Here is a 24,176-nt window from a genome sequence, read left to right on the forward strand (position 1 = left end):
GTATTTAGGGGTTTAGTTATTCTTTACTTGAGGTAAATCACTTTTTTAGAGAGCGGCGTTCTTTTCTTTTTAGAAGGTTCGAGATCGTCGGGATAATAACCGAGATAGAGAAGTCCTAATGATTTTTCGTTTTCTGCCAGATCGAACTGAGCAACATAATCAATCGCAACTCCTTTGGTACTCCAGTAATTGCCAATATTGTAATCGGTGCAGGTCAGGGCGATATTTTGTACCGCAGATGCTACTGCAGCGATTTCTTCCCATTCGGGGAGATTAATTTTAGTGTTTTGCACCAGGATTATACCAATAAGACAAGCGGCATTTAGGGGGTAATTCCTGAGGTAATCGAGTTTTTCTTTTTGGGCGTCTGGGCTTAAATCGTTATAGAAATCCTTATAATAATGCGCCATATAATTGCCATATTCTTTTAGATATTTTCCGGTAAAAACAATAAAACGCCAGGGCTCTGTCATTTTATGATTGGGTGCCCAGGTTGCATTAATCAAAATTTCTTCGAGCAACTTATGAGGTATTTCTTTTTTAATAAAGGCATCTGCGTAGATACTTCGTCTGTTACGAATATTCCTGGATATTTTTTTTAGTTTATCAGAAGAATCTGATTGCTTGATTTTATTGGGCTTGTCTTTGATTTTCATTTTTTTTGAATTTTTTTTAAGAAAATTCTTTTTATTTAGATGAAATAAAAATATATTTGTAAGTAATTATTATTTAGAATAAATAAAAATAGCACAAAGCAAATGTATAAATTAATATTTATAAAAAAAATAAATCTTAAAAATTTTATACGAATGCACGTACATTACTACTTTGGTTTTATGCAGGTATGTTTTTTATTGTATTGATTAATAGTAATTTATTTTTAATGAACCCCTATCTTTTAATAACTAAAAAACGAATTTTAAAAATGAAATCACAATCAAGTATTGCAGAAGAAAGAGCTGTTGAAACCACTTTAAATTTTGATATTCCTACAAAGCCATTAATCGTAGTAGTAACGCCTCAGGAAAGGAATATTTTATCGAATGTTGGTAATCTTTTGGTAAAGGCTTTTGACCATTATGAAAATCCGGATTATATAGCAGCGCTGCATCTTCACGCTTTTCAATTGCTTCCGGAACGAATTAGCAGAGTCTTAAGTCAGTTTGGAGCTGATTTTTCGGCAAATCAATATGGAGCAATTGTTTTTCAGGGTCTGTTAGAAGTTGATCAGGATGATTTAGGACCAACACCTCCAAACTGGCAAGGAGCCGATTATGCAAAGTTGAATAAATACGGATTTATTTGTTCGCTGCTTCATGGCGCGGTTCCTTCAAAACCGGTACAATATTATGCACAAAGAAAGGGCGGAGGGCTATTGCACGCTGTAATTCCCGACGAAAACATGGCAGCAACACAAACCGGATCCGGATCAAAAACAGATTTGTATGTACATACCGAAGATGCTTTTTTATTAAATCAGGCTGATTTTCTGAGCTTTTTGTATTTAAGAAATGAAGAAAGAGTTCCGTCGACATTGTACTCGATTCGCTCGCATGGAGCTGTAAACCCTATTATGGAAAAATTATTTGCGCCTATTTATCAATGTCCAAAAGATGCAAATTACGATGATGAGCAAGCAGCTCCCGGACCTACGGCATCTGTTTTGTATGGTAACAGGGAACTTCCTTTTATCCGTTTTGATGCTGCCGAACAAATTTTTAATGAAAATGCAGGTCAGACACCCGAAGCTCTTTATAATCTGACCGAATTCTGGAATGAGGCCAAGGAACTTATAAACAGCGAATATGTACCAAATTCCGGAGATGTTATTTTTGTAAACAATCATTTATGTGCTCACGGACGCAGTGCCTTTGTTGCAGGACAACGCGAGGAAAATGGCAAAATTATAAAATGCGAACGCCGCCAGATGTTAAGGATGATGAGTAAAACGAGTCTGATTCATATGAGGTCTGTAACGCACACCGATAATCCATATTTTATTATGGAAGAGCATTTAGGGAACATTTTCGATTTGGAATAATTTTTTTGAATTGTACCCAAACAGTTCATTCTGCTTTTTTTTTTAGAGAAAAACTTCATCAGTTACAACTGATGGAGTTTTTTGTATTTCTGTCACACAGAGTTTTTTTAGTTAAACATCAGGCAAAAAAAACACCTAAAACCTGTCTTATTCTGATAGTTTAATGTCTTATAGTTCCTTTTTTCAGATATTCTTCAGTCTACATTTATTGGATTGTGATTTTCTAAAAAATAGAATTATGACGTCTGCTACATTATTTATGTTTGGAGAACAATGGGATTTACTATGGATCAATACCAATTATTTCAGGCATATAGCCTGGGATGGCTCTCCCACAAGCGAAATTATGGGTGGTTTGCTTAATTTTGGTTTTGTAACGCAGGAAAGAGACGAGGTTTTCCTGCACAATACCACCAAAGCTATTCAACATGAAACCGACCGAATGGAAAAAGGAGAAATTCATTTTTATAGCAACGGAGATAAAGATCTCCCAATTCGCAAATACAAGTTTAGCGATGCTTACATCATACATATTTGTGTAACATTCGAAACTTACGGACCACATAATATGCAAACTGCCATAACACTTTCGCCAGCAATTCAAAATTATGGCAATGGCGATGATTTCATAAAATATTGGCAAGTATCCAGAGTCGAAGCTCAACCGGTTTATTATAAACCTGAACCGGAGAAAAAAGAAACCCGGGTAAAAACAATCGAACTTAAAACGACTTTAGATTTAGGTTCTGCCAATGATACTTCAGGAGAAAGTCAGCAAGGAATGTTATATGGTAAAACATACGAATTTAAAGTCGTAGCTTTTACCCAGGAAACTCCAACCGATAAAACGGTAATAAAATGGAGCTACAAATACCATAGTTTGTCTGAGAATAAATGGATCGAAAGAGATCTATCTGTAACAGGCGATACGCTCAAGTTTACCCTGAACGAAAAAGACATGTGCGGACGTTTTGTGTATATTCGTGCTTATATAAAAGATCCCGAAAATGAAGGGGGACTAAAAGTTTGGAAACACAACAGGTTTAGATGGTTTGACAGGATGGTCTTTCAAGATGGATTAGTTGTTAGAAAAAATAATCCTTCAAAGATTAACCAACATGCAACTTCATTATGTGGCACTGCAGCTCTTTTGTATTTTTACGCTCAAGATTTTAAAAATGATTTTTATAACAATTATATGAAGTTCTTTAGAACAGGAGAAATAATAATAAATAGATTTAGATTGACTCCAAATTCTGCTTTGTATGATTTCAATCCAAACTTAAGTAATTTAAAATATCCTCATTATGACAAATTTTCTAACGGAAAGCCATGTATACCTCACCAATTAATGCATCAAACAGATTGGATCATCTTAGCAGGAACCAGGAGTTCTTCTAATAAAAAATATTTAGGAGAGAAAGGAGAAGACTGGGATGCTATAAATTGGCCTAGTTATATGAGTGATGTTGCTGTTAATTTATATGGAGCTAGTCTCGTTGCAGATGAAACATTTATTACAACGGGTAAAAATTTTTCAAATAAATTATTAGAGATACAGAAACTGTATATTCAAGGTTGGCATATTATTTTGCTAATAGATTCAGATATGCTAGATGATTCAATAAGTTATTTAGGATGTGCAACTCAGTATCACTGGATTGCTTTTGAAGGGGATTTACAAATAGATCCAATAAAGGGAGTCTACAGCTTTTCATATTATTGCTGGCAGAACTTAAATATAGGTACACATATACGTAACACCGTTTTTAATACTAATTTTTATGGATACATCAAATTTAAAAAATAAAACTATATTTCTTTTTATCCTTATTTTAATGGGATGTAAGAGAGAATATACTTGTAAAGAGTATGTTTTATCGTATAACTATACTTCGCTTCAAATAGAAAGAATAAATGAAAATGAAATTAAAAATTTGCGATTTTTTGTAAAACGCAATGATAGTATAATTAATAAAGGTCATTTAGAAGTCATTGAAAAACTTTCTAAAAATAGAACATTAGTTAAATTTAAATTTTTTAAGGTAGATACAATCTATAAAACGGATACTATATATTTAAATTTGAAAAACGCATCACATTACATAACTGGAACAGAAGAAGTTTGTGTCGAAACAACTGTAGGAGCACCTTTTATAAAAGTATATAAAATTGATGGTGTTGAATTTACAGAAGGAGAAGGTTTTTTGAAAAATTGATACATAATTTAAAGCTGGATACAAATTAATCTTAATGATTGATTCGGATTTAATAGATGATGATCCAGATTTTTATTTACCAAAAAATCTTTCAATTCAAGAATTAAAAAAAACAATAAAATCACCTTTTGAGTTTGAATATCATTGGATAGTTTTAGAATCACAAATTATAGAATTTCCTTGGTTAACACGAGAAGGAGAAACAGAATATAAGCTTGATTTTAAAGTATATTCTTGGGGTACTAAAGGAAAAAAATTAAAACAACAAATTACTTTCGGGCATTTTATAAACAATTTTTATGGATATATTAAAGTTAAATAAACAAACAATTATCCTATCACTATTAATCATATTTCTAGGATTTTACATCTTTAAAGGGCTTCATGGAGAACAAGAAGACGAGTCAAAAAAAGATGCTAAAATAAAGGAATGTAAAAATGATCTTTTTGTCGCTCAAAATATTTATTGGATATATTGTAATCAATATAATTTACACGATTTAGTAAATTTAAATGCTAATATTATTCGCAAAAATAAAATCATAAAAATATTTTACAAAAAGAATATGGCAGATAATTATTTTTCTTTTGAATATAGTGATTTAATGAAATCAGATACCATAATGGTAACAATAAAGAACGATATTTATTATATCCATAGTTTTGAAAATGATTATTGGATAGGCTATAAGCCACAAGATTGTTACTTAAAAAAGTATAAAATAAATAAAACAGATATAAAAGATAAGGGTGTTATTTATGAGAAAAAACATTATGATTTATCTCCAACAAATAAAAAAATCTACTTAATTAAAGAAGATTTATAATGAAAAGCCAGACCTACTAAAATAGTTTTAGAATCACCGATAGTGTGGAATTATACGCCAAAATTTTTAGGCTCAAAGATCGATGAAATTGATTTTAAGGTTTATTCTTGGGCTACAAACCCGTTTGGTCCTTCTAGATATTTAAAAAAGAAAATAACATCAAATCATTTTATGAATAATTATAATGGATATATCAAAATTAAATAAAGTTGTATTAATATTTTTAATTCTTATAAGTTGTAATAATAAAGATCACAACAATTGTGATTCTTATATAGCTGCCGGAGAAGGATTTTGGATTTCATTTAAAAATTATTCAAAAGAATACTCGCAAAAAGACTTAGAAAATTTAAAAATACAGATTAATAGTAAAGATATTAAATATACAAAAGAGGACTTAAAAGATTATTTATATCAAAACAATTATAATATAGGTGTCTCTGAAAAAGTATTGCTTAAGGATACTATGGTTATCAGTATCAAAAGTAAAATTATTAAGATATATGATTTTACTAATATTGTTGAAGAAGGATTTGATCAAAGTCATAATAAAATTCGAGTTTGCCGTTATTGTAAATCTACCGTGAATAATCAAAAAATGGAAGATTATGGTAACAATATTATTATAATAGATTTAGAAAAATACTAAAGAATAATTTTAATCAAATTACAATGGATATATGAAAATGAAGAAAATCATATTTTTTTTTAGTAACAATTGGTTTTTTCGTTTTCTATATATTAAAGTAGAAGATTTTAAAAATGAAGCTAAATGTGAATCATCGAAGTTTATTGCAGACGGAGGCAGGATTTATATTGGTTTTTCCAGGAATATAAGTCATGCTAAAATGATGAGAAAATTTTCTATTGTTTCAATAGGAAAAGATGGCAAAAGAAAACAAATTAAATATCAAAAAAAATTAGATGCAGTAGATAAATATTATACAGATAATAAAATTTTAAAATCTGATACTCTTATAATTAAAGGAAACGAAAATAAAGTACAGAAACTCTATGACTTCAGAAATATTACGACAAGAATAAGAGCGGGAAAAAATAGAGGAAATTATTATTGCAGTCTAATTTACAAAGATAATTTTCATAACGAAGGTCATTATCAGGATAATTCTACATCAATTAATTATATATCAATAGATCTTAATTAATAAAACTAAGGGCTAATCCTTTTTGTTCTATTTAAACCTTTAGCACTAATTTTTATGGATACATCAAATTTAAAAAATAACTTAAAAATATTCCTTTTCTGTATTCTATTTATTGGTTGCAAGAATACAGACGATAAAGAATATGTTCTCACAAATCAACTACCTATCATTTCTATTGTAAGTAGTACTGAAGCAGAACTAGTAAATTCTAAATTGATTCTTAAGCGCAATAATGCTAATATTGATATAGGTAGCCTCATTATATATTCTAAATCTAATAATACGATTGACGTTGAAGTGTCATTAAAAAAAACCGATACTGTATATAAAACTGATACTATTGTTATTTCTATAAAAGATAAAAAAATTACACTTTCTGAAATTGAAAGAAAAGGTGTTATTAGCTCTGGAAGACCATTTTTTCTTAGTTATAAAATTAATGGTGAAAAATTTATTGATAGAAATGGAGTTTATATTTTACCAAAATAGATCAAAAGCATCTTTAGTATGTTAAGATCTATATCTTCTATTTAAGCCTTCTACTTGATTCTTACTAATAGTTTAAGGCAATAACGTTGTGAGACTTATGATTATTTTATCATGAATACATCAAATCATTTTATGAATAATTACAATGGATATATAAAAATGAAGAAAATCATATTATTACTAGGCGGAATTATTCTGTTTTTTATTTTTCGATTTTTCATTATTAAAGTAAATAATTACTCTAATATAAATGAATGTAATACTTCTGAATATGTTGCTGACCGAGACAGAATATGGATAAAATTAGATTCACACTTCAATAATATGAACCTAAAAGACATTAAAGTAAAAATTTCAAATAATAAAGAATCTATCTATAATACTGATTCCATAAACAAGCTAAATTTTTATGTTGATTCCAAAATTCTACTAAAAGACACTTTAACTATCTCACTAAAAGATAAAATCTATAAAATTTATGATTTTAAAAATGGTAGCCGGTTAGCAAAATCAGGACAAGACAGAGGTAATTTTCATTGTGGTATTTTAAAAGCTAAAATAAATGGTAAAAGTTGTGATTTCTATGGATATAACGAAATTTATTTAGATGTTGAAAATTAGTAGCACATTCCACGCCATAGTTTCAAATATAAATAAATCAGAATAATTAAATAAAACTTGATATCGTAAAAATGAAGCTATTGCCAATCCCAACTGGTCTAAAGATAACGGAGCAAATTATTCATCCGGTACTATAAATGTTACTACAGAATCTGCTTGTGAGAGTTATACCTGGCCCGTAAATAATACTACTTATACAAGATCAGGAAAATTTACGGTTGTACTACCCAAGAATTGGATTTGACCGTAAACGATCCAATTGATCCAATAGTCGAATATAGCGGTGGGGTGCTGACCTCAAAAGTATCCAATGCAACATACCAATGGATAAATTGCAGCAATGGCAATTCGCCAATTTCAGGAGCAACAAACCAAACTTTTACGCCTGCAACAACCGGAACTTACAGTGTTGTTGTTGCTTTAGGAAGTTGTTCTGCAACCTCAAATTGTATCGCGGTTACCACTTTAGGAACAGCCAATTTTGATCCGGTTTCAGCATTAAAAGTATATCCAAATCCTTCTCACGGCATCTTTAATATTCAAATAGAGAACAGCTCAAAACTAGAGGTTTATGATAATCTTGAAAAAGAATTGAAAAGCGAAAATCTTACTGAAGGAATTTCAAAAATAGATTTAAGCAGATTCCCAAGCGGATTGTATTTTCTAAAAGTAACAAATGAAAACAATCAGGTTAAAACAGTTAAAGTCGTTAAGAAATAACTTAAAACCTTGGAGGTAATGTCTCAAAAAATTTCTTTAGCACATAGTACGTATGTCTAACAAGAATACAAAAACAAATACATTTTTTTCATAAAAATAGTTAGATGTATTTTATAAGAAGTAAAAGCCAGTGAAAAATGATTTCACTGGCTTTTTTTATTGCTTTATATCATTAGTGTTACAAATTATCTGGAGGAGTATTTTCTTGTACATTTAGAGAAAAATCACCAAATACGAACTCTTTTTTCCGGCACCAGATACAGCACATCTTCTTTATTGATATCGAATGCTTTGTACCAGGCATCAATATTTCTAACCACACCGTTTACACGATATTCTGCCGGAGCATGATAATCTCTGGATATCGTTATGCGATAGGCTTCCGGGGTATAAAGGCTTCGATTAACCTGAGCAAAAGACAAAAAATAACGCTGGTCAGGAGTATAACCATTCAAAGTTACAGGTTTGTCCCTCTGGTCCTTACAATACAATTGATATGCTTCGTAAGCAACTGAAACTCCGGTCAGGTCACCAATATTCTCGCCCAGAGTTTGTTTTCCGTTTATAGGAACACCGTCGGCTGTCGAGAAGGCATCATATTGTTCCGTAAGCAATTTGGTTTTTTCTTCGAATGATTTTCGGGTTTGAGGAGTCCACCAGTCCCGCAACAAACCATTACCATCAAACCTTGATCCTTCATCATCAAAGCAATGTCCCAATTCATGACCTATAATAGCGCCAATAGCACCAAAGTTTACAGCAGGATCAACAGAAGGATCAAAAAAGGGAGGTTGTAATATTCCGGCAGGAAATTCGATTGAGTTATAGAGCTTGCTGCTGGTTGCATCGACAATTTGCGGAACCTGATACCAATCTTTGGTCGTATATGTTTTTTGAAGCAGTGACCGCTCATACTCCCAATTTGCTTTTGCAATAATATGCTCATTACCAACAGGATTTTTAACATCAAACTCAATAAACGAATAATCCCGCCAAACATCAGGATATCCAATCCTGACCGTAACAGCATCCAGTTTTGCTTTTGCTTCTTTCCTGCTGCTGTCATCCAGCCAATCCAGTTTTTCCAGTCTAATTGCAAAAGCCTTACGAATATAAGTCACCAGATCGTTGATACTTTTGCGGTATCCGGCAGGAAAATACTGTTCGACATACAATTTCCCAACCACTTGTGCCAGACGGTTGTTAACGTACAAAATTGCTTTTTGCTCTCTGGAAACATCACTTGCAATTCCGTTTAAAGTAGTAGAGTAAAATTCAAACTGATTCTTGCGAAACTCCGCAGGCAAAAGCGCAGCGTGATTTACGATCCAATGAAAAGCAAGATAAGAAGACCAAACTTCGATGGCGGTATTGGCAAACAAAGCAGCTTTTGCTTTTATAGCAGAATTTGCCTGTAAGATCACCTGATCTACAGTATCTACCTGTCTGGTTGCCAAAAATACTTTCCACGGAAATCCCGGTGCATAACTATTAAGTTCTGATGTACGAAGCAAAGCCGAGTTAATTTTGCTGTCCCGCATTTGGGCAGGTGTCCATTGTACAGCTGCCAATTTGGTTTCGATTTCGAGGATATCGTTCGCACGTTTTTCAGGATTTGAAATTCCGGCAAGCTTAAAGGTTTTTATGATATATTCTAAATAAGCTTTGCGATAACCCGGATAAGCACCATCTTGTTTTTGATAATAGTCCGGAGCAGGTAAACCAATGCCACTTTCGCTAAGCAGGACCAGAAATCTACTCCTGTTAGTAATATCCGGTCCGGTATGAATGGATACAATGGAGAAAGATTTTGGATTCGCCATCCATTTTGCAACATCATCATAATTGTTCAGGGCAAGTATTTGTTTTAGATCCTGCCCGATAGGTTTAAGCCCTAGTTTTTCGATGTTGTCTGTATCAAGATAGCTTAAGTAGAGTGTACCTACTTGTTGCAACGCTGCTTGAGAACTGCCTTTAAGAGTTGCTCCCTGATGAATGATACCAGCAATTCGTTTGTTTATTTTGGCGCTGGCTTCGCTATAGTTGCTAAATCCTGAAGAGCCTGCCGGAATTGTTTTCGACTCTAACCAGCCTTCATTTACATACTTGTAAAAATCATTGCCGGGTAAAATGGTCTTACTGATAAACGCTGTTTCGACCCCCGAATTTTCGACATTGGTTTTGTTTTTATCACTGTTTTCAGATTGTGCTTTACTATAATAAGGATGCAAACACAATGCAACAATTGCTATAAAATGTACTATTGGGCAGTTTAGTGCTAATACTCGACTTTTTTGAGATGGCAAAGCGATTGGCAATCTTGAAGATTTTATTTTATAATTCATTTTAGATTCTTAGTAAGTGCCAAAACTAGCTCTAGAATTTGAATTATAATTGTATAAATGCGAATGTTTTTTAAGTTATGCAATTACAATCGCTATAGTAACGGGTTGGGTGTAATTGTGTAAAATTTTCTTTGACATAGAGGGTCATGTGTTTTTAAAATAAGTGAAACATCTTTTTTTGAGTAAACAGATTTGTGTTTCTATATTATCGAAAATAATTACACCCAACAAGTTATATTGGTTTAAGGAAAAGAGGTAAAATAAGTAAAATTACAATAATCCTAATTTTTTAGCCTTTCCAATCAGGTCCCGGTCGCTGCCTTTTCCCATTAATAATTGTCCTTTTATATTGGCCTTTCTTTTTTCTATAGCGCTCATTGATAACGGAATATAGTTAGGAAGATTGACCGTTTTGACCCCCTGACATATTAATGTAAGGATTTTATTGTCGTGGTTGTCCCAATTAATATTCTTTTTAAACAAATCTCTTTGCGATTGTATAATAGTGGGGCTACGATATATTTCGTCATCCATAATTTTTTTACAGATAACCGGAAATAGCTCAAAGTTTATATCACTTTTAGCAATAAAACCTTCCGGATTTATCTCTTTAATGATTTTATCAACCGTAAGAGGCTCACTGTGCATAGTAAGCAGAATTATTTTGCAAGAAGGGTTTTTTTTTCTAAGAATTACGGCAAGATCAGCACCGGTCTCGATGTTTAATTCTTTGTAAGGTGGAAGATTGATATCTAAAAGAGCCAGATCAATCTTTAGGTTTTGTTTTAGTTGAAAATTAATTTTGTTATGAGCATCTTCACAATTATAGCTTTTTAAAAAAGTTGGTAAATTTTCTTTATAGTCGACACTAGATAATAGGTTTATATATCCATCAACTGTCATAGGATGATCATCAACAATCAAAATATTATAGCTCATAAATTGTACTTTAAATTTGTATCAATATTAATTAATAATTTGATATGTCTGTTACGTGATCGCGTAAAATGTTATAGTTTGTTATGAATTTTAACATTAAGACAATATATAATTCAAATTTCTAGGTTTTTTACTACTTTTTTTTGAAGTTGAAGGAAAAATTTCACAATTTATTTACTTCCTTTTTTTGTAAAAATTAGCCATTTTCTTACTTAATTATTTTAATTCGATAGGGTTACTATTGTTTATTTCTTTTTAAATGTAATTTAAAGTTTACGGATATACCGTAATATGAAAACAAAATGTAGTCTTTTTTTTGTATAAATGATACTAAACCAAATTATTATGAAAACAAGATTATATGTTGCTGCATGCGTTTTTCTTTCCTTTTCTATCTTCTCTTGTTCTACAGATGATATTGATCAACAGACTGAAGCTAGCGGTAATAATTTAAAAAAAGAAGTGCAAAAAAACGGCAATGAAAATATTTATGCCAGAGCAAAAGATACTATAAATGCAAGTACAAATACAACAGAAGGAGACCCAATTATTGTAAAACCACCAAGAAAGGATTAAGTTAGTTATTATTATTTTTCACAAAAAGACTATTTCATTTATTCTTAAATTTTATAGTCTTTTTATTTCAAAACGCTATATTTGAAATTGTAAAATAATACTTAAACTTTTGACGACACCTTTTAAAATAATTTGCTTACTTCTTGTATTGTTATTTTTTTCATGCAAGAAAACAGAACTTGCCAGTTCTAAAATTAAATCAACTATTTCGTTTGATGATAAACACTTAGTTGGTAAAAAAAAGGAAAAGTATTTAGATTCTATTTTTGATTTGTTAAAGACTCAAAAAAATGATTCGGTCATTAGAAATTTATATTTTAAACTATCTACGGAGTATTATTATAATAATAATCTGAAAAAAACTTTAAGGGCTAGTTTAGAAGCATACAGGTTATCAAAAGAGGTTGATGACAAGGAAGGAATTGCAAAGGCACTTTATTATATTGGAGACAGTTATGGAAATGTAAAAAAGGATAGTGCCTATTTTTATTATTTGCAGGCAGAAAAAGTATATTACAAGTTGTCTGATTTTGACAATACAGCAAGGATGTTATTTTATAAAGCCTGCGTTTTATTTTATGACGGAAATTATATAGAATGCGAAGTCGAAATTTCTAAAGCTTTACAGTTTTTAAAAGAGTCCAAAGATCAACGGCTCCTTTATTCCTGCAATGGATTAATGGGTAATTGCCTGGAGAAGTTGCTTAATTATGATAAGGCATTGTGGTACCACCAGATGGCTTTGAATAATTTAGAAAAAATGAAATTTAATACTATTGATAAAGACGAAATAAGTAATTACAACGTTGCGTCTACGATCAATATCTGTAATCTTTATGATTTGAAGGGAGAATATTCAAAATCTATCATAAAGTTGCAGGCTTTGCTTACTAAAGATCTGGAAAAAAAATGGCCCAGATTATATGCTAATGTTCTTAGTAATCTGGCTTATTCTAAGATGAAAAGTGGGCAATATCATACTGTTTATGCGATGTTTTCGAAATCATTGGAGATTTTGAAAAAATATGGCGATGAGTCGGATATTTTATATAAAAAGATTCATATTGGGGAGTATTTTTTAACGCAAAAAGATACCTTAAGGGCTATTGAAATCCTTAAGGAAGCAAACCAATTGGCGAGTAGGATCCAGAACAGTAATGAAGTTTTGACAACATTAAAACTACTTTCTAATCTGGATAAAAAAAACAGCTTGTGTTATGCAAATGAATACATTACGTTGAGTGACAGTATTAACATTGTTCAAAAAAATGCGCATCAAAAATATGCAAGAATTGAGTATGAAACCTCAAGAATAGAGGACGAGAATAAAATTTTGACTAAAAAAAACTTTTATATTTTGATTACTTCATTTGGATTAATTCTATTATTGGTTATCGTTTTTGTTTTAAGATATTTTAAATATAAAAACAAAGAACTCCGGTTTTTAAAGATACAGCAAAAAGCTAATGAAGAAATATATGTATTACTCACGGAACAAAATGAGAAAATAAATGCTGCCAAAGACTATGAAAAAGCTAAAATAGCCCGAGAACTTCATGACGGTGTTATGAATAGAATTTATGGTGTCAGGATGAATTTAGGTTTTTTTAACTCGAAGATTGAACAGGATATAATCGAAAAACGAAAAGAATATATTTCTGAGTTGCAAAATATCGAAAATGAAATTAGAACTATATCGCATGACTTAAGCCGAACTTCTTTTTTGGATGGGAATGATTTTAATATCTTACTGTCGAGCTTAATCGAAAATCAAAAAGATATTAGTCAAACCAATTTCAGGTACATAACAGATTCAAATTTTGACTGGGGAGATGTCCAGAATATTTATAAAATAAACTTATACCGCATCGTTCAGGAAGCTATTTTGAATGTTAATAAATATGCCCATGCAAAAAATTGTGAGATAAGCATCCAGAAATACAATAATAAATTCCTGACAATGTCTGTCGTAGATGATGGACAGGGCTTTGATACTAAAAGCAAAAAAAATGGTATAGGATTAACCAATATCAAAGAGAGAACAGAGTCACTGGAAGGCGAATTTTATTTGGAATCAAAAATAGGAATAGGAACAAGAATTGAGATTACACTTCATTTTTAAATCCATACTTCACATAATTTTTAAAATTATCTCTTTTAGTATTTCTTACTTTTAGAGCAATATACTACGACCTTAAATTACTGATTTTAAATAATATTATCTTCAAATAAATACAATTCCGTAATTTTTATATCCAAAGCCCGTAATTTTTAGATAAATGTTACAGCTATTTTCGTGAAAGAAAAATCGACAATTATTTTTACGAATTAACAATGTATTTAGAAAAACATACACAATTATTTTTATTGCATTTTGCGGGAGGAAATATCTACTCTTTCAATTTTCTTAAAAGGTTTATTAATCCTGCTTTGGAGTTTATTTCTTTAGAGCTTCCGGGAAGAGGTATGAGGCATCAGGAAAAACTTTTAAGGGATAAAAATGATACTGTAAACGATCTTGTTACTCAAATTAAGAAGTTACGAAACGGTAACCCCTATATCATTTTTGGTCATAGTATGGGGGCAACACTAGGTTTGTCTGTTGTCAACGAAATGGAGAAAGCAGGCGATTTGCCTAATGCCTTAATCGTCTCCGGCAATGCAGGTCCGGGATTACCAAAAGAAGATAAACCCAAAAGGTATTCATTAGAAGATGCTGAGTTCAAGGAAGCACTTAAAAAATTAGGAGGAGTACCACACGAACTTCTCGAAAATGATGAATTGTATAATTTTTTTAGCCCAATCATGCGAGCTGATTTTGAAGCGCTTGAAAAAGATGACTTTTTAGAACGCGATATAAAACTAAAAACGCCAATATATGCCGTAATGGGATCTGAAGAAAAAACGTGTGACAAAATCGAAAACTGGGAAAATTTTACCACCGGAAATTTTCAGCATAAAGTACTACCCGGAAATCATTTTTATATCTACGACCATCCAACAGAACTTGCCGGTATCATTGCAAACTTTTCTCCTAGTTCAGTTATTAAAGAATAAAAAATAAATGTTTTAAATAAAACTTATATAAACACCAAAATCCCACTAAAGTATGTTAAAATTAAAATTCGTAAATATTATTTACATAATACTATATGCAATTCCTAACACGATATTAAGTTTTGGAACTTTATATATTATTAATAATGCAATTTCGGGGAATAAAGAATTTATAAAAGGGTACATGTGGATTGTTTTTGTAGCCGTTGTTGTTTATACCTATTTGTTGAATATTATTTTTCAGAAAAAACTGAATCAATATACCTACAACATACTTTATGAAAACGAAAAAAACGTTTTTAAAAAAATATTACAGACACCGCTTATCGTTCTTGAAAAATTTGGTTCGCAAAGATTTTATACGGCAATAGAAGATATCAGGGTTTTTGGTTCATTTTCAGGAGTCGTAACCCATACCGTAAACTCCTTATTGATGCTGGTACTTTGTCTGGCTTATATGTTTGCGATCTCTTTATATTCTGCATTAATTGTTCTGGGATTGATCATTTTAATAGCGGCAATTTTTTTCGTAGTTATCAATTCAATGTCTCAAAAACTCGCTGTTTTAAGAAAATTCAACGAGCACTATTATAACTATGTAAACGATGTTATCAAGGGATTTAAAGACCTGAAAGTAGATCGAAATAAAAGAAATAATTTGATGAACAGGCATCTGACCCCAAACAGGGATGATGCCAAGGATTTGGACTATAAAATTAATTTTGTTTTTTTATCGATTAACCTGATCAGTCAGTACGGATTGTATCTGGTAATTGGCGCTATTTTATTCTTGTTGCCGGCTCTTAACCTTCTTACCAGAGAAGAGGTAGGATCTTATGTTGTTATTTTATTATTTATTACAGGACCTATCAATAATTTAATAAACATGCAAAATGTTTATGCACAATATATGGTGTCAAACGACAGAATTAAAAAGTTTCTGTTTGATTTTCAGATTGCAAAAGAAGAAAGCACAGTGCCAACCGAAGTTTATACCGGCGAATTCGATTCAGTAGAATTAAACAACATTGGGTTTCGTTACAACAATAGCGATGCCGATACTATTTTTGAATTAGGACCATTAAATCTAAAAATTGACAAAGGCGAAGTAATCTTTGTTATTGGAGGAAACGGAAGCGGAAAAAGTACTTTTATAAATATTTTGACCGGTTTGTATGAGCCTTCAAGTGGCGAATTACTCTTGAATAATGAAGATATAACAGCAGATAATACCGTAATTCAAAACCTGATAGCAGCCGTTTTTACAGACAATCATATCTTCTCGCACAACTACGACGATTATTTGTTAGAGAATAATGATAAATATAGAAAACTGTTGGAAACAATGGAGTTGGATAAGGTTATTGTAGATGATAAAGAAGAATCTGCAAGACGTTCTTTCTCTAAGGGTCAAGGCAAGAGAATGTCATTGATTTTTGCTCTTTTAGAAAATAAACCAATTTTGGTATTAGACGAATGGGCTGCAGATCAGGATCCTCATTTTAGAAAATATTTCTACGAAAAACTGGTCCCTAAATTAAAAGAAGAAGGCAAAACAATTATTGCCGTTACGCATGATGATGCTTATTTTAAGTATGCTGACAGAATTATTAAATTCGATTACGGACAAATTGTAAAAGATTTTGAAGTAAAAGAAGAGGTACTGCATACAGAAAGTTTGTGGCATAGAGATTAACCAAACTCAAAACAAGCTGCAATGACACCTTAAAATTTGTATTACACAACCTAAACGGCTAACACCAATTTTTTTCATGAAACTTACTCTTCCGCAACAAGATGTTTATTTCGAGCATTTATTATATCCCAGCGAGCCTATACATAACATAGGTGCCAAGATTGAAATTAAAGGAGTAATCGATATCGAAATATTTAAAAAAGCATACCATGAACTCATTAACCAGCATGATGCTTATCGCAGTACGCTCGTTAATGACCAGGAATATGTTACCATAAAAATAGCCGAAGAGCATCATACAACATTAGGTTTTGTTGATTTTTCCGGAAGCGAAGACGCTTCTGAAAAAGCAAATTTTTATATGCAGGAAGAGTTTTCTAAACCATTTGATTTATTTGGCGAGCACCTCCTGCATACCTTTACAGTAGTAAAAGTAACCCGGGATTTTCATTACCTGTTTTCTGTCTATCACCATCTGATTACAGATGGCTGGGGAACCTCATTGATGTTTCAGAGATTAGTGCAAAACTACAATGAGATTTTTGAATTTGGAGAAGTTAGAACCGTCTATCCTTTTAGTTATAAGGATTTTATAGAAGATGATTTACTGTATCAAAATTCAGAATCCTATACTCAGAATAAAAACTATTGGGTTCATAAATTTGAATCCCTGCCGGAAAATTTGTTCGAAAAAACAGACGACACACTTCCGGCAAACAAAAGCGATCGTAAAGAACTAATTGTCAAGAGAGAAATTTATAACCAGTTAAATACACTCGCTTCCCAATACAAATGCTCCACCTTTAATTTAATTTTAGGGGTCTTATATGCTTATTTTGGACGAAAACATCAAAACAATGATTTTGCGATAGGGCTGCCTGTTTTAAACAGAAGTAAATCGAATTACAAAAAAACAGTCGGGCTTTTTATGGGTGTAACCCCCTTAAGAATTGCTGTAGACTTTGACGCTACTGTCGAAGAATTACTAACAGACATCAAAAATCAGCTCAGATATGATTACCGCCATCAAAGATTTCCGTTAGGCAAACTGATTCAGGAACTCAGATTGTTTAATGAAAAAGAGCGTTTGTTTAATATTACACTTTCTTACGAAAAACAGAATTATTCGAGCGATTTCAAAAACACACAAACCAGTGTAATTCCGTTAACACATAAATCAGAGCGTGTCGCTTTGGCCATTTATATCAGAGAGTTTGATGAACTTGAAGATGTAAAAATCGATTTTGATTATAATTTAAGTTATTTCAATGAGGCACAAATTGCACAAGTTGTCGCTCATTTTGAAAACCTTTTAACAGACCTGTTAAACCATCCCGAAAAAAAGCTAAAAGAACTCGATTATCTGTCTCCACAAGAAGAAAATCAGTTATTAAAAACATTTAATAATACAGAAAGCGAATATCCAAAACAGCAGACCGTAATTGATTTATTTGAACTTCAGGTACAAAAATCACCCGGAAAAGAAGCCTTAAAAGACGATTATAAATCCTATTCATACTCAGAACTGGACAAAATATCCAGCCAGATAGCAGAGCAGATCATTGGTGTTTATGGCAAAAAAGACAAATCGCCAATTGCAGTACTATTAGGCAGATCTGCCAATATGGTGGTGGTTTTGCTGGCTATATTAAAGTCTGGAAGATCTTACATTCCGCTTGATCCTGCGTTTCCAAAAGACAGATTGCGATACATCATCGACAATAGTGCGTGCAAAGTACTTATTATCGAAAAAGAATATCAATTAGAAGTACTTGATGATGTAGCAGTCGTGCCATTAGAAAATATCTTAGAAGGGATAAATGACTTTAAAGGCATAATCTCAAAAAAAACTTTACCAACAGATACTGCTTACATAATCTATACCTCAGGTTCTACAGGAAACCCTAAAGGCGTTGAAATTGGGCATCGCTCACTCGTCAATTTTTTGACCAGTATAATAAAAGAGCCCGGAGTAAAACCTGCCGATATCTTATTTTCTGTAACAACGTACTCCTTCGATATTTCGATATTAGAGTTTTTTGTACCCCTGTTATCAGGAGCTACTTTGTACATTGCAGACCAAAACACACTAGCAGACCCTAACTTGATTATAAAAAAGTTAGAAGAAATAAAACCAACCATTATTCAGGCAACACCCAGCTTTTATCAAATGCTTTTTAATGCCCAATGGCAAGGAGACAAACAACTAAAAGTAATGTGTGGTGGTGACCTTTTGAGTGAGGCACTGGCAGAGAAATTGATTTTTAGTACGATGGAACTCTGGAACATGTACGGACCCACAGAAACTACAATCTGGTCCAGTATCAAAAGAATTACACATCCCGCTGAAGCCTCAAATATTGGAAAACCAATACACAATACCCGGTTTTATATACTGGATCAATTTTTTAGTCCAATGCCAATTGGTACGGCCGGTGCAATTTATATTGCAGGAGACGGATTGGCAAAAGGATATTATAAAAATGAGTTGTTAACCACCCAAAAATTTATTGCAAATCCGTTTGACGCAAATACCTTGTTATATGAAACCGGAGATGTTGGAAAATGGAATAATAAGGGCGAGATAGAATTTTTAGGACGCAATGATAACCAGGTCAAAATAAGAGGATATCGAATAGAATTAGGCGATGTAGAAGCACAATTAAATCAAATTTCAGGTATTAAAGAAGCAGTTGTTATTGCTAAAAAAGAAAGCCAGCAAGAAGCTTTTTTAGTCGCTTATATTTTAAAGACCGAAGAGGAAATAGATACCGAAAAAATTATTTCGGTCTTAAAAATCAATCTTCCTTATTATATGATTCCAAATGCAATTATCGATTTGGAAGAGTTTCCGCTTACACCCAATAAAAAGATTGACAGGAAAGCCCTGATGCTCAAAAGTATTCAGGTAAATATAAAACAAGACGATTATAAAGCCCCGGTTTCTGATCTCGAAAAAACATTGGCAACCTATTGGAAACAAGTTTTAGATCGTACAGAAGACATCAGTACAAAAGCAAATTTCTTTTCGCTTGGTGGTCATTCCTTAAATGCCGTTAGATTGATAGGCTTGATTAGCCAAGAACTGTCGTTTGCCATAACCCTAAAACCAATATTTGATCACCCTACAATCGAGTCACTAGCGCAATATTTGCAAGTGCTAAAAGTAAGTGTACCTATAGAAATTCCGGTATCAGAGCCTAAATCATTTTACTGCCTGACGCCATCTCAACATAATATTTGGTTGGCATCGCAACAAACAAATACTTCAATCGCATACAATATGTCTGCCGGATATAGTATACACGGTGCTGTTGATCTTGAAAAAATGATTGCGGCGATCAATGCAATCCTGTATAAATACCAAATTTTAAGAACCAATTTTATCGAAATCGAAGGTATTCCGTACCAAAAAATCAATGCTTTCGACAAAGAAAAGTTTAAGATCATAAACAACAAATTAAAACCTGAAAACCTGGCTCAAGCCATAGATCAGTTTATAAATACCGAATTTAATTTAGAGACTGATCTATTAATACGAGTAGAACTTATTCAGGTAGAAACAGGTCAGATCCTATTGCTTTTCTCTACACATCATATCATTATGGATGGATTTTCGCTGGAGATTTTTACCAGAGAATTTATTAAAAACTATAATGAAAAACATAATCCTTCCGAATTTTTAGGCGAAGATGCTTTAAAATTTCAGTTTAAAGATTATGCAGAATGGTTTAATCAAGCCCTAAAAGATGATGTTTTTGATAATGAGCTCGTTTGGGAAAAATACCTTCACGGATATCAGAAAAAAGCCTCTTTTGATCAGGATTTTAGCAGTGATAACAATCAGCAAAACGGAAGTAAGCATTTGTTTGAGTTAGATCCTGAGGTAACGATTGGCTTAAAAGAAGTAGCCTTTGCTAAAAAAGTCACTTTGTATACCGTACTGGCAGCCGCTCTAAACGTTCTGATTTTTAAAATTTCGAATCATACTGATATTTGCATCGGAACAGTAAATTCCGGGCGAAATTCTGTCCAATTAAACGATCAGATTGGCATGTTTGTTAAAACACACGTTTTAAGAACACAAATAGGATCAGATCAGGATTTTGATGCCCTGCTCCAAAATACTCAGGAAAATTTATTGCTTATTAATGATTATCAATCCGTTCCTTTTGATCAACTCCATGCATCCTTATTTGATGTTATGCTGGTGTATCAGAATCCGGAGTTTTCGTTTGAAAATATCAATGAATTCAACGATTTAAAATTAACATCTTATAACGTTGATAATAAGTACAGCCGCATTCCTATTGTATTTAATGTATTTGAAAGCAACGGCAAATTGAAAGGTATCATTGATTATAACGCTGATTTATATGATCCGGAAACCATTGCGATTATAGCACAAAAATACTGTAATCTTTTAAGTCAGATAGCCCAAAAAAGCGTAGAGAAAATTGATCTGATTGATGTTAAACTGGATTTCGAAAAGAATGTTTCCTTCGATTTTGATTTTAATTTTTAGAGGTCATTTATTAAATATAAAAAATGCTATCAAGCTTTTGATGTGTTTAAAAGAATGGAACCAACAGGTAAAAAATAGTAATTAATGTAAAACTAGTGAATGAAAATTGTTCAAAGTCTTTGGATAAAGCCTAGTCTGAAAAAAGAAAACGTAAACGTTTCTGATCGAAATAAAGGCGGTTGGTTTGATAAAAAATACAATTATATGAGTTGGGCACTTAGTTGTCTGCAATTCAAAAAATATTATGACAAAGTCGAGTTAGTGACAGATGCACTGGGCTATGATTTGCTTATAAACAAATTAGAATTGCCGTATACCAAAGTCGATGTAAGTCTGGACGTTCTTAACGATTATCATCCGGATTTGTGGGCATTAGGTAAAATTTATGCATACAGTATTCAGGACGAACCTTTTATACATGCCGATGGGGATATTTTTATTTATAAAAAGTTTGAAGAAAGTTTCGAAAAATCGGCACTGATCTCACAAAATCTGGAAAAAGGATTTGATTATTATGATCAGGTCTTTACATCGATAAAAGAAAATTTTGATTATGTACCGGATTATCTATATGAGTCTCAAAGCAAAAACAATCAGATTATTGCTGTAAATGCAGGATTGTTAGGTGGCTCAAGTTTAGATTTCATGAAAGAGTATACCGCAGAGGCCTTTAGATTTGTGGACAATAATACGGCAAACCTGGACAAAATTAATATAGGTATGTTTAATACTGTTTTCGAGCAGTTTTTATTTCATTCGATTGCAGAGAAAAAAGAGATCGATGTTAGTTACTATCTGTCTAATGTAAATCATGTGTTTGATGGTCTGGCAGATTTTACGGCTCTCCCAAACAAAGGCGCTTATATTCATACCGTAGGCATCTATAAAAGAGTAAAATATATTTGTGATTTATTGGCACACAGATTATTAACGGATTATCCCGAATATTATTATAAGATTATGACCCTGATCCGTACCAACCAAATCTAATTTTGACTCATGGAAATAGCAGAAGAAAATAAAACGGATATAGTACTAAGGATCGAAGAATTCCTGAAGATAATAGTAAACGCAAGTTTTGAGGAACTTGTCGAAATTGCAAAAAAGAATAATAAAGAGATCAAGCACCATTTAGTTTCAGATAATTTAGAGAATCTGGAAACGGGTATTGCCGGATTTTTACTTTTTGTATTAGATTTTTACAAATATGCTAAAGACCACTATTACCTGAAAAAAGTGGAGTTTTTGTCTAAAGAATTGCTCTCTTATTGCAAGAATAATGCAACAAACAATTATTCGTTGTATAACGGCAGAGCGGGATTTATTTACTTTTTGATAGAATTGTATCGAGTAAATCAAGACGAAACTTTATTGCAGGAATGCGAAAATCTAATCATTGCGGCAGAGCAGGACTATTTAGAATCAAGTTATACCTCAGATTATTTGTATAACGGCAGGGCAGGAACATTGCTGGTTTTAACAGCTTTGTATTCCTTATCTCCATCAGAAAATATCCTTAGGCTGATTCATAAATTTAGTGCAGCTATATTTCAGAATGCTTTTTTTACAGAAAATGGTATTTCATGGAAAGCAACTGACGAAATAAACCTTAAAAACTCCTGTGGTTTTGCTTTGGGATCTTCGGGAATCGAATATGTTTTAAAACATCTTGATGCCAATTTTTCCAGTGATTCTCTGGATTATAGTATTAAAAATACAGGCAAGTACAAAGAATCTTGTTGGAATCAGGAAAAACAAACGTGGTTAAATTTTGAAAAAGACATTCTTGACAACAACGTTTTGGACCAGCTTAGAGAGCAGTATAAAGCTCATGATTCCTTATTATACACACCAACAACCAAAATAAACTGGTCGCAGGGAAGCATCGGAATATTGTTGTCTGAAGCATCTTCAAAAGAAATAAATTTTGAATTGCAGAGAACTGATTTAGCCCATAGTCCAACCAATATTTACGAAGGTTTATCCGGAATAGGACTGGCATTATTAGAAAATAATACTATAAAAAACAAAGGCGAATATCTCAAAGCAATTCAAGAAGAAATAGTAAACAGAGAATTGCCAGCCACACTAAACGGTGGTTTGTTGTTTGGTAGTTTAGGAGCGCACTATTTTTTATTAAAAGTCATTACAAAAGATATTTCGGCTACTATCGTGAAGCCATTTAAGATAAATGTCGTACCAAAAAAAGGAGTTTTGGACCTGAATCTTAGAGAAGTAAAAAAAGTTTTATTGTCTAAAACTTTTACGAAAACAATGCCATTGTTAGAAAAGATCTTCAGTCAGGAATTAAACAATTTTTTTGATAATCCTGATCCTGAATTACACGATTCAGACTTTACAAAGTTTGAAGAATTTATAGTAAACAAACTTATAAAAGTAGAAACTCCTGTCAATAATGTCATCAGAGATGCGTATGGCTTTGACAAAAACAGAAACGCATTTTTTAATAGAGAAACGCGAACCCATTTGCAAGTATATCTCGATCAATTGCAGCATTGTGATACCGTTATAAAAGCCCTGAACAATCCTGATGAATGGATTTTAGAGCAAAAACTAAAAATTTCTGATACCGTAAAAATAGTACATTCAAAATGGGATTGGGAAGCAACCAATAACAGTCAGTTCACAGAGAATTTTTATAAAGAATCCGGAAACAATGAGTTTTTGTTTCTACTCACAGAAGAGAATAAAGTACTGGAATATTCGCTAAAAATTGATGGTTTAATCCTGCACCGTTTCGATTATACCAAAAAAATTGGTGATGCCCTGCAGGAAATAAAAGGTTATTGCCAGACACAACCGGCAGAAATGCTAAAAGAGTTCTCTCAAAATTCAGGCTCAAGAGACGTGAATGATTTTATAGGCAGATTAGACTTTTTAGTACTGCACAAAGTAAAACAGCTTTTGTATCAGGGTATTTTAGAAATCGTTTAA

The 24,176-nt window shown here is 32.1% G+C and carries 20 protein-coding genes; 17 read left to right on the forward strand and 3 right to left on the reverse strand.

Features of this window, described 5'->3' with window-relative positions:
* Positions 1 to 23 precede the first annotated feature (23 nt).
* Positions 24 to 656 (reverse strand): nitroreductase family protein, encoded by a 633-nt coding sequence (locus B0A64_RS03740; RefSeq protein ID WP_089478204.1) that lies wholly within the window; start codon positions 654 to 656, stop codon positions 24 to 26.
* A gap of 269 nt (positions 657 to 925) precedes the next feature.
* On the opposite strand from B0A64_RS03740, the gene B0A64_RS03745 reads away from it, so the two are divergent.
* The 10 genes from B0A64_RS03745 to B0A64_RS03790 all read left to right on the forward strand — a co-directional run bounded on the left by B0A64_RS03745 (position 926) and on the right by B0A64_RS03790 (position 8,083).
* Positions 926 to 2,041, forward strand: a complete 1,116-nt coding sequence (locus tag B0A64_RS03745) for a Fe(II)-2OG oxygenase family protein (RefSeq protein WP_089478274.1) — start codon at positions 926 to 928, stop codon at positions 2,039 to 2,041.
* Positions 2,042 to 2,279: 238 nt separating this feature from the next.
* A complete protein-coding gene (tssD, locus tag B0A64_RS03750) occupies positions 2,280 to 3,851 on the forward strand; it encodes a type VI secretion system tube protein TssD (RefSeq protein ID WP_123875873.1) in 1,572 nt (523 codons plus the stop codon).
* Complete coding sequence (locus tag B0A64_RS03755; protein WP_089478206.1) at positions 3,826 to 4,260, forward strand: hypothetical protein; 435 nt, start codon at positions 3,826 to 3,828, stop codon at positions 4,258 to 4,260. Before tssD ends, B0A64_RS03755 begins: the two co-directional genes overlap by 26 nt.
* Positions 4,261 to 4,294: 34 nt before the next feature.
* Positions 4,295 to 4,582: a hypothetical protein gene (locus B0A64_RS03760; RefSeq protein WP_089478207.1), complete on the forward strand. Its 288-nt coding sequence runs from the start codon at positions 4,295 to 4,297 to the stop codon at positions 4,580 to 4,582.
* Positions 4,560 to 5,087: a hypothetical protein gene (locus tag B0A64_RS03765; RefSeq protein ID WP_089478208.1), complete on the forward strand. Its 528-nt coding sequence runs from the start codon at positions 4,560 to 4,562 to the stop codon at positions 5,085 to 5,087. The genes B0A64_RS03760 and B0A64_RS03765 overlap by 23 nt, the downstream gene beginning before the upstream one ends.
* 184 nt (positions 5,088 to 5,271) lie before the next feature.
* Positions 5,272 to 5,736 (forward strand): hypothetical protein, encoded by a 465-nt coding sequence (locus B0A64_RS03770; protein ID WP_089478209.1) that lies wholly within the window; start codon positions 5,272 to 5,274, stop codon positions 5,734 to 5,736.
* Between the two features lie 37 nt (positions 5,737 to 5,773).
* Positions 5,774 to 6,253: a hypothetical protein gene (locus B0A64_RS03775; RefSeq protein WP_123875874.1), complete on the forward strand. Its 480-nt coding sequence runs from the start codon at positions 5,774 to 5,776 to the stop codon at positions 6,251 to 6,253.
* A gap of 54 nt (positions 6,254 to 6,307) precedes the next feature.
* Positions 6,308 to 6,742, forward strand: coding sequence for a hypothetical protein (locus B0A64_RS03780; RefSeq protein WP_089478211.1), 435 nt, complete (start codon positions 6,308 to 6,310; stop codon positions 6,740 to 6,742).
* Between the two features lie 159 nt (positions 6,743 to 6,901).
* Positions 6,902 to 7,363 carry a hypothetical protein gene (locus B0A64_RS03785; RefSeq protein ID WP_123875875.1) on the forward strand — a complete coding sequence of 154 codons (462 nt, stop codon included), beginning with the start codon at positions 6,902 to 6,904 and terminating at the stop codon, positions 7,361 to 7,363.
* A gap of 234 nt (positions 7,364 to 7,597) precedes the next feature.
* Positions 7,598 to 8,083, forward strand: a complete 486-nt coding sequence (locus B0A64_RS03790; protein WP_165769752.1) for a T9SS type A sorting domain-containing protein — start codon at positions 7,598 to 7,600, stop codon at positions 8,081 to 8,083.
* A 224-nt stretch (positions 8,084 to 8,307) separates the two neighbouring features.
* Here B0A64_RS03790 and B0A64_RS03795 read toward each other — a convergent pair whose 3' ends face one another.
* Both B0A64_RS03795 and B0A64_RS03800 read right to left on the reverse strand, forming a co-directional pair.
* Positions 8,308 to 10,428, reverse strand: a complete 2,121-nt coding sequence (locus B0A64_RS03795) for a M13 family metallopeptidase (RefSeq protein WP_089478214.1) — start codon at positions 10,426 to 10,428, stop codon at positions 8,308 to 8,310.
* A gap of 270 nt (positions 10,429 to 10,698) precedes the next feature.
* On the reverse strand, positions 10,699 to 11,367 hold the full coding sequence (locus B0A64_RS03800; RefSeq protein WP_089478215.1) for a response regulator: 669 nt from the start codon (positions 11,365 to 11,367) through the stop codon (positions 10,699 to 10,701).
* Positions 11,368 to 11,712: 345 nt separating this feature from the next.
* Between B0A64_RS03800 and B0A64_RS03805 the strand changes: the two genes are divergently transcribed.
* The 7 genes from B0A64_RS03805 to B0A64_RS03835 all read left to right on the forward strand — a co-directional run bounded on the left by B0A64_RS03805 (position 11,713) and on the right by B0A64_RS03835 (position 24,176).
* Positions 11,713 to 11,943 carry a hypothetical protein gene (locus B0A64_RS03805; RefSeq protein WP_089478216.1) on the forward strand — a complete coding sequence of 77 codons (231 nt, stop codon included), beginning with the start codon at positions 11,713 to 11,715 and terminating at the stop codon, positions 11,941 to 11,943.
* A 109-nt stretch (positions 11,944 to 12,052) separates the two neighbouring features.
* On the forward strand, positions 12,053 to 14,065 hold the full coding sequence (locus B0A64_RS03810) for a tetratricopeptide repeat-containing sensor histidine kinase (RefSeq protein ID WP_089478217.1): 2,013 nt from the start codon (positions 12,053 to 12,055) through the stop codon (positions 14,063 to 14,065).
* Positions 14,066 to 14,277: 212 nt separating this feature from the next.
* Entirely contained in the window at positions 14,278 to 15,000 is a 723-nt protein-coding gene (locus B0A64_RS03815; RefSeq protein ID WP_089478218.1) for a thioesterase II family protein, read from the forward strand.
* A gap of 52 nt (positions 15,001 to 15,052) precedes the next feature.
* Entirely contained in the window at positions 15,053 to 16,696 is a 1,644-nt protein-coding gene (locus B0A64_RS03820) for a cyclic peptide export ABC transporter (RefSeq protein ID WP_089478219.1), read from the forward strand.
* A 76-nt stretch (positions 16,697 to 16,772) separates the two neighbouring features.
* Complete coding sequence (locus B0A64_RS03825) at positions 16,773 to 21,221, forward strand: non-ribosomal peptide synthetase (RefSeq protein WP_089478220.1); 4,449 nt, start codon at positions 16,773 to 16,775, stop codon at positions 21,219 to 21,221.
* A 99-nt stretch (positions 21,222 to 21,320) separates the two neighbouring features.
* The gene (locus tag B0A64_RS03830) at positions 21,321 to 22,211 is read left to right on the forward strand and encodes a DUF6734 family protein (RefSeq protein ID WP_089478221.1); all 891 of its coding nucleotides are present in this window, start codon (positions 21,321 to 21,323) and stop codon (positions 22,209 to 22,211) included.
* 9 nt (positions 22,212 to 22,220) lie between these two features.
* On the forward strand, positions 22,221 to 24,176 hold the full coding sequence (locus tag B0A64_RS03835; RefSeq protein WP_089478222.1) for a lanthionine synthetase LanC family protein: 1,956 nt from the start codon (positions 22,221 to 22,223) through the stop codon (positions 24,174 to 24,176).

This window comes from Flavobacterium araucananum (genome assembly GCF_002222055.1).
GTDB classification, from domain to species: Bacteria; Bacteroidota; Bacteroidia; order Flavobacteriales; family Flavobacteriaceae; genus Flavobacterium; species Flavobacterium araucananum.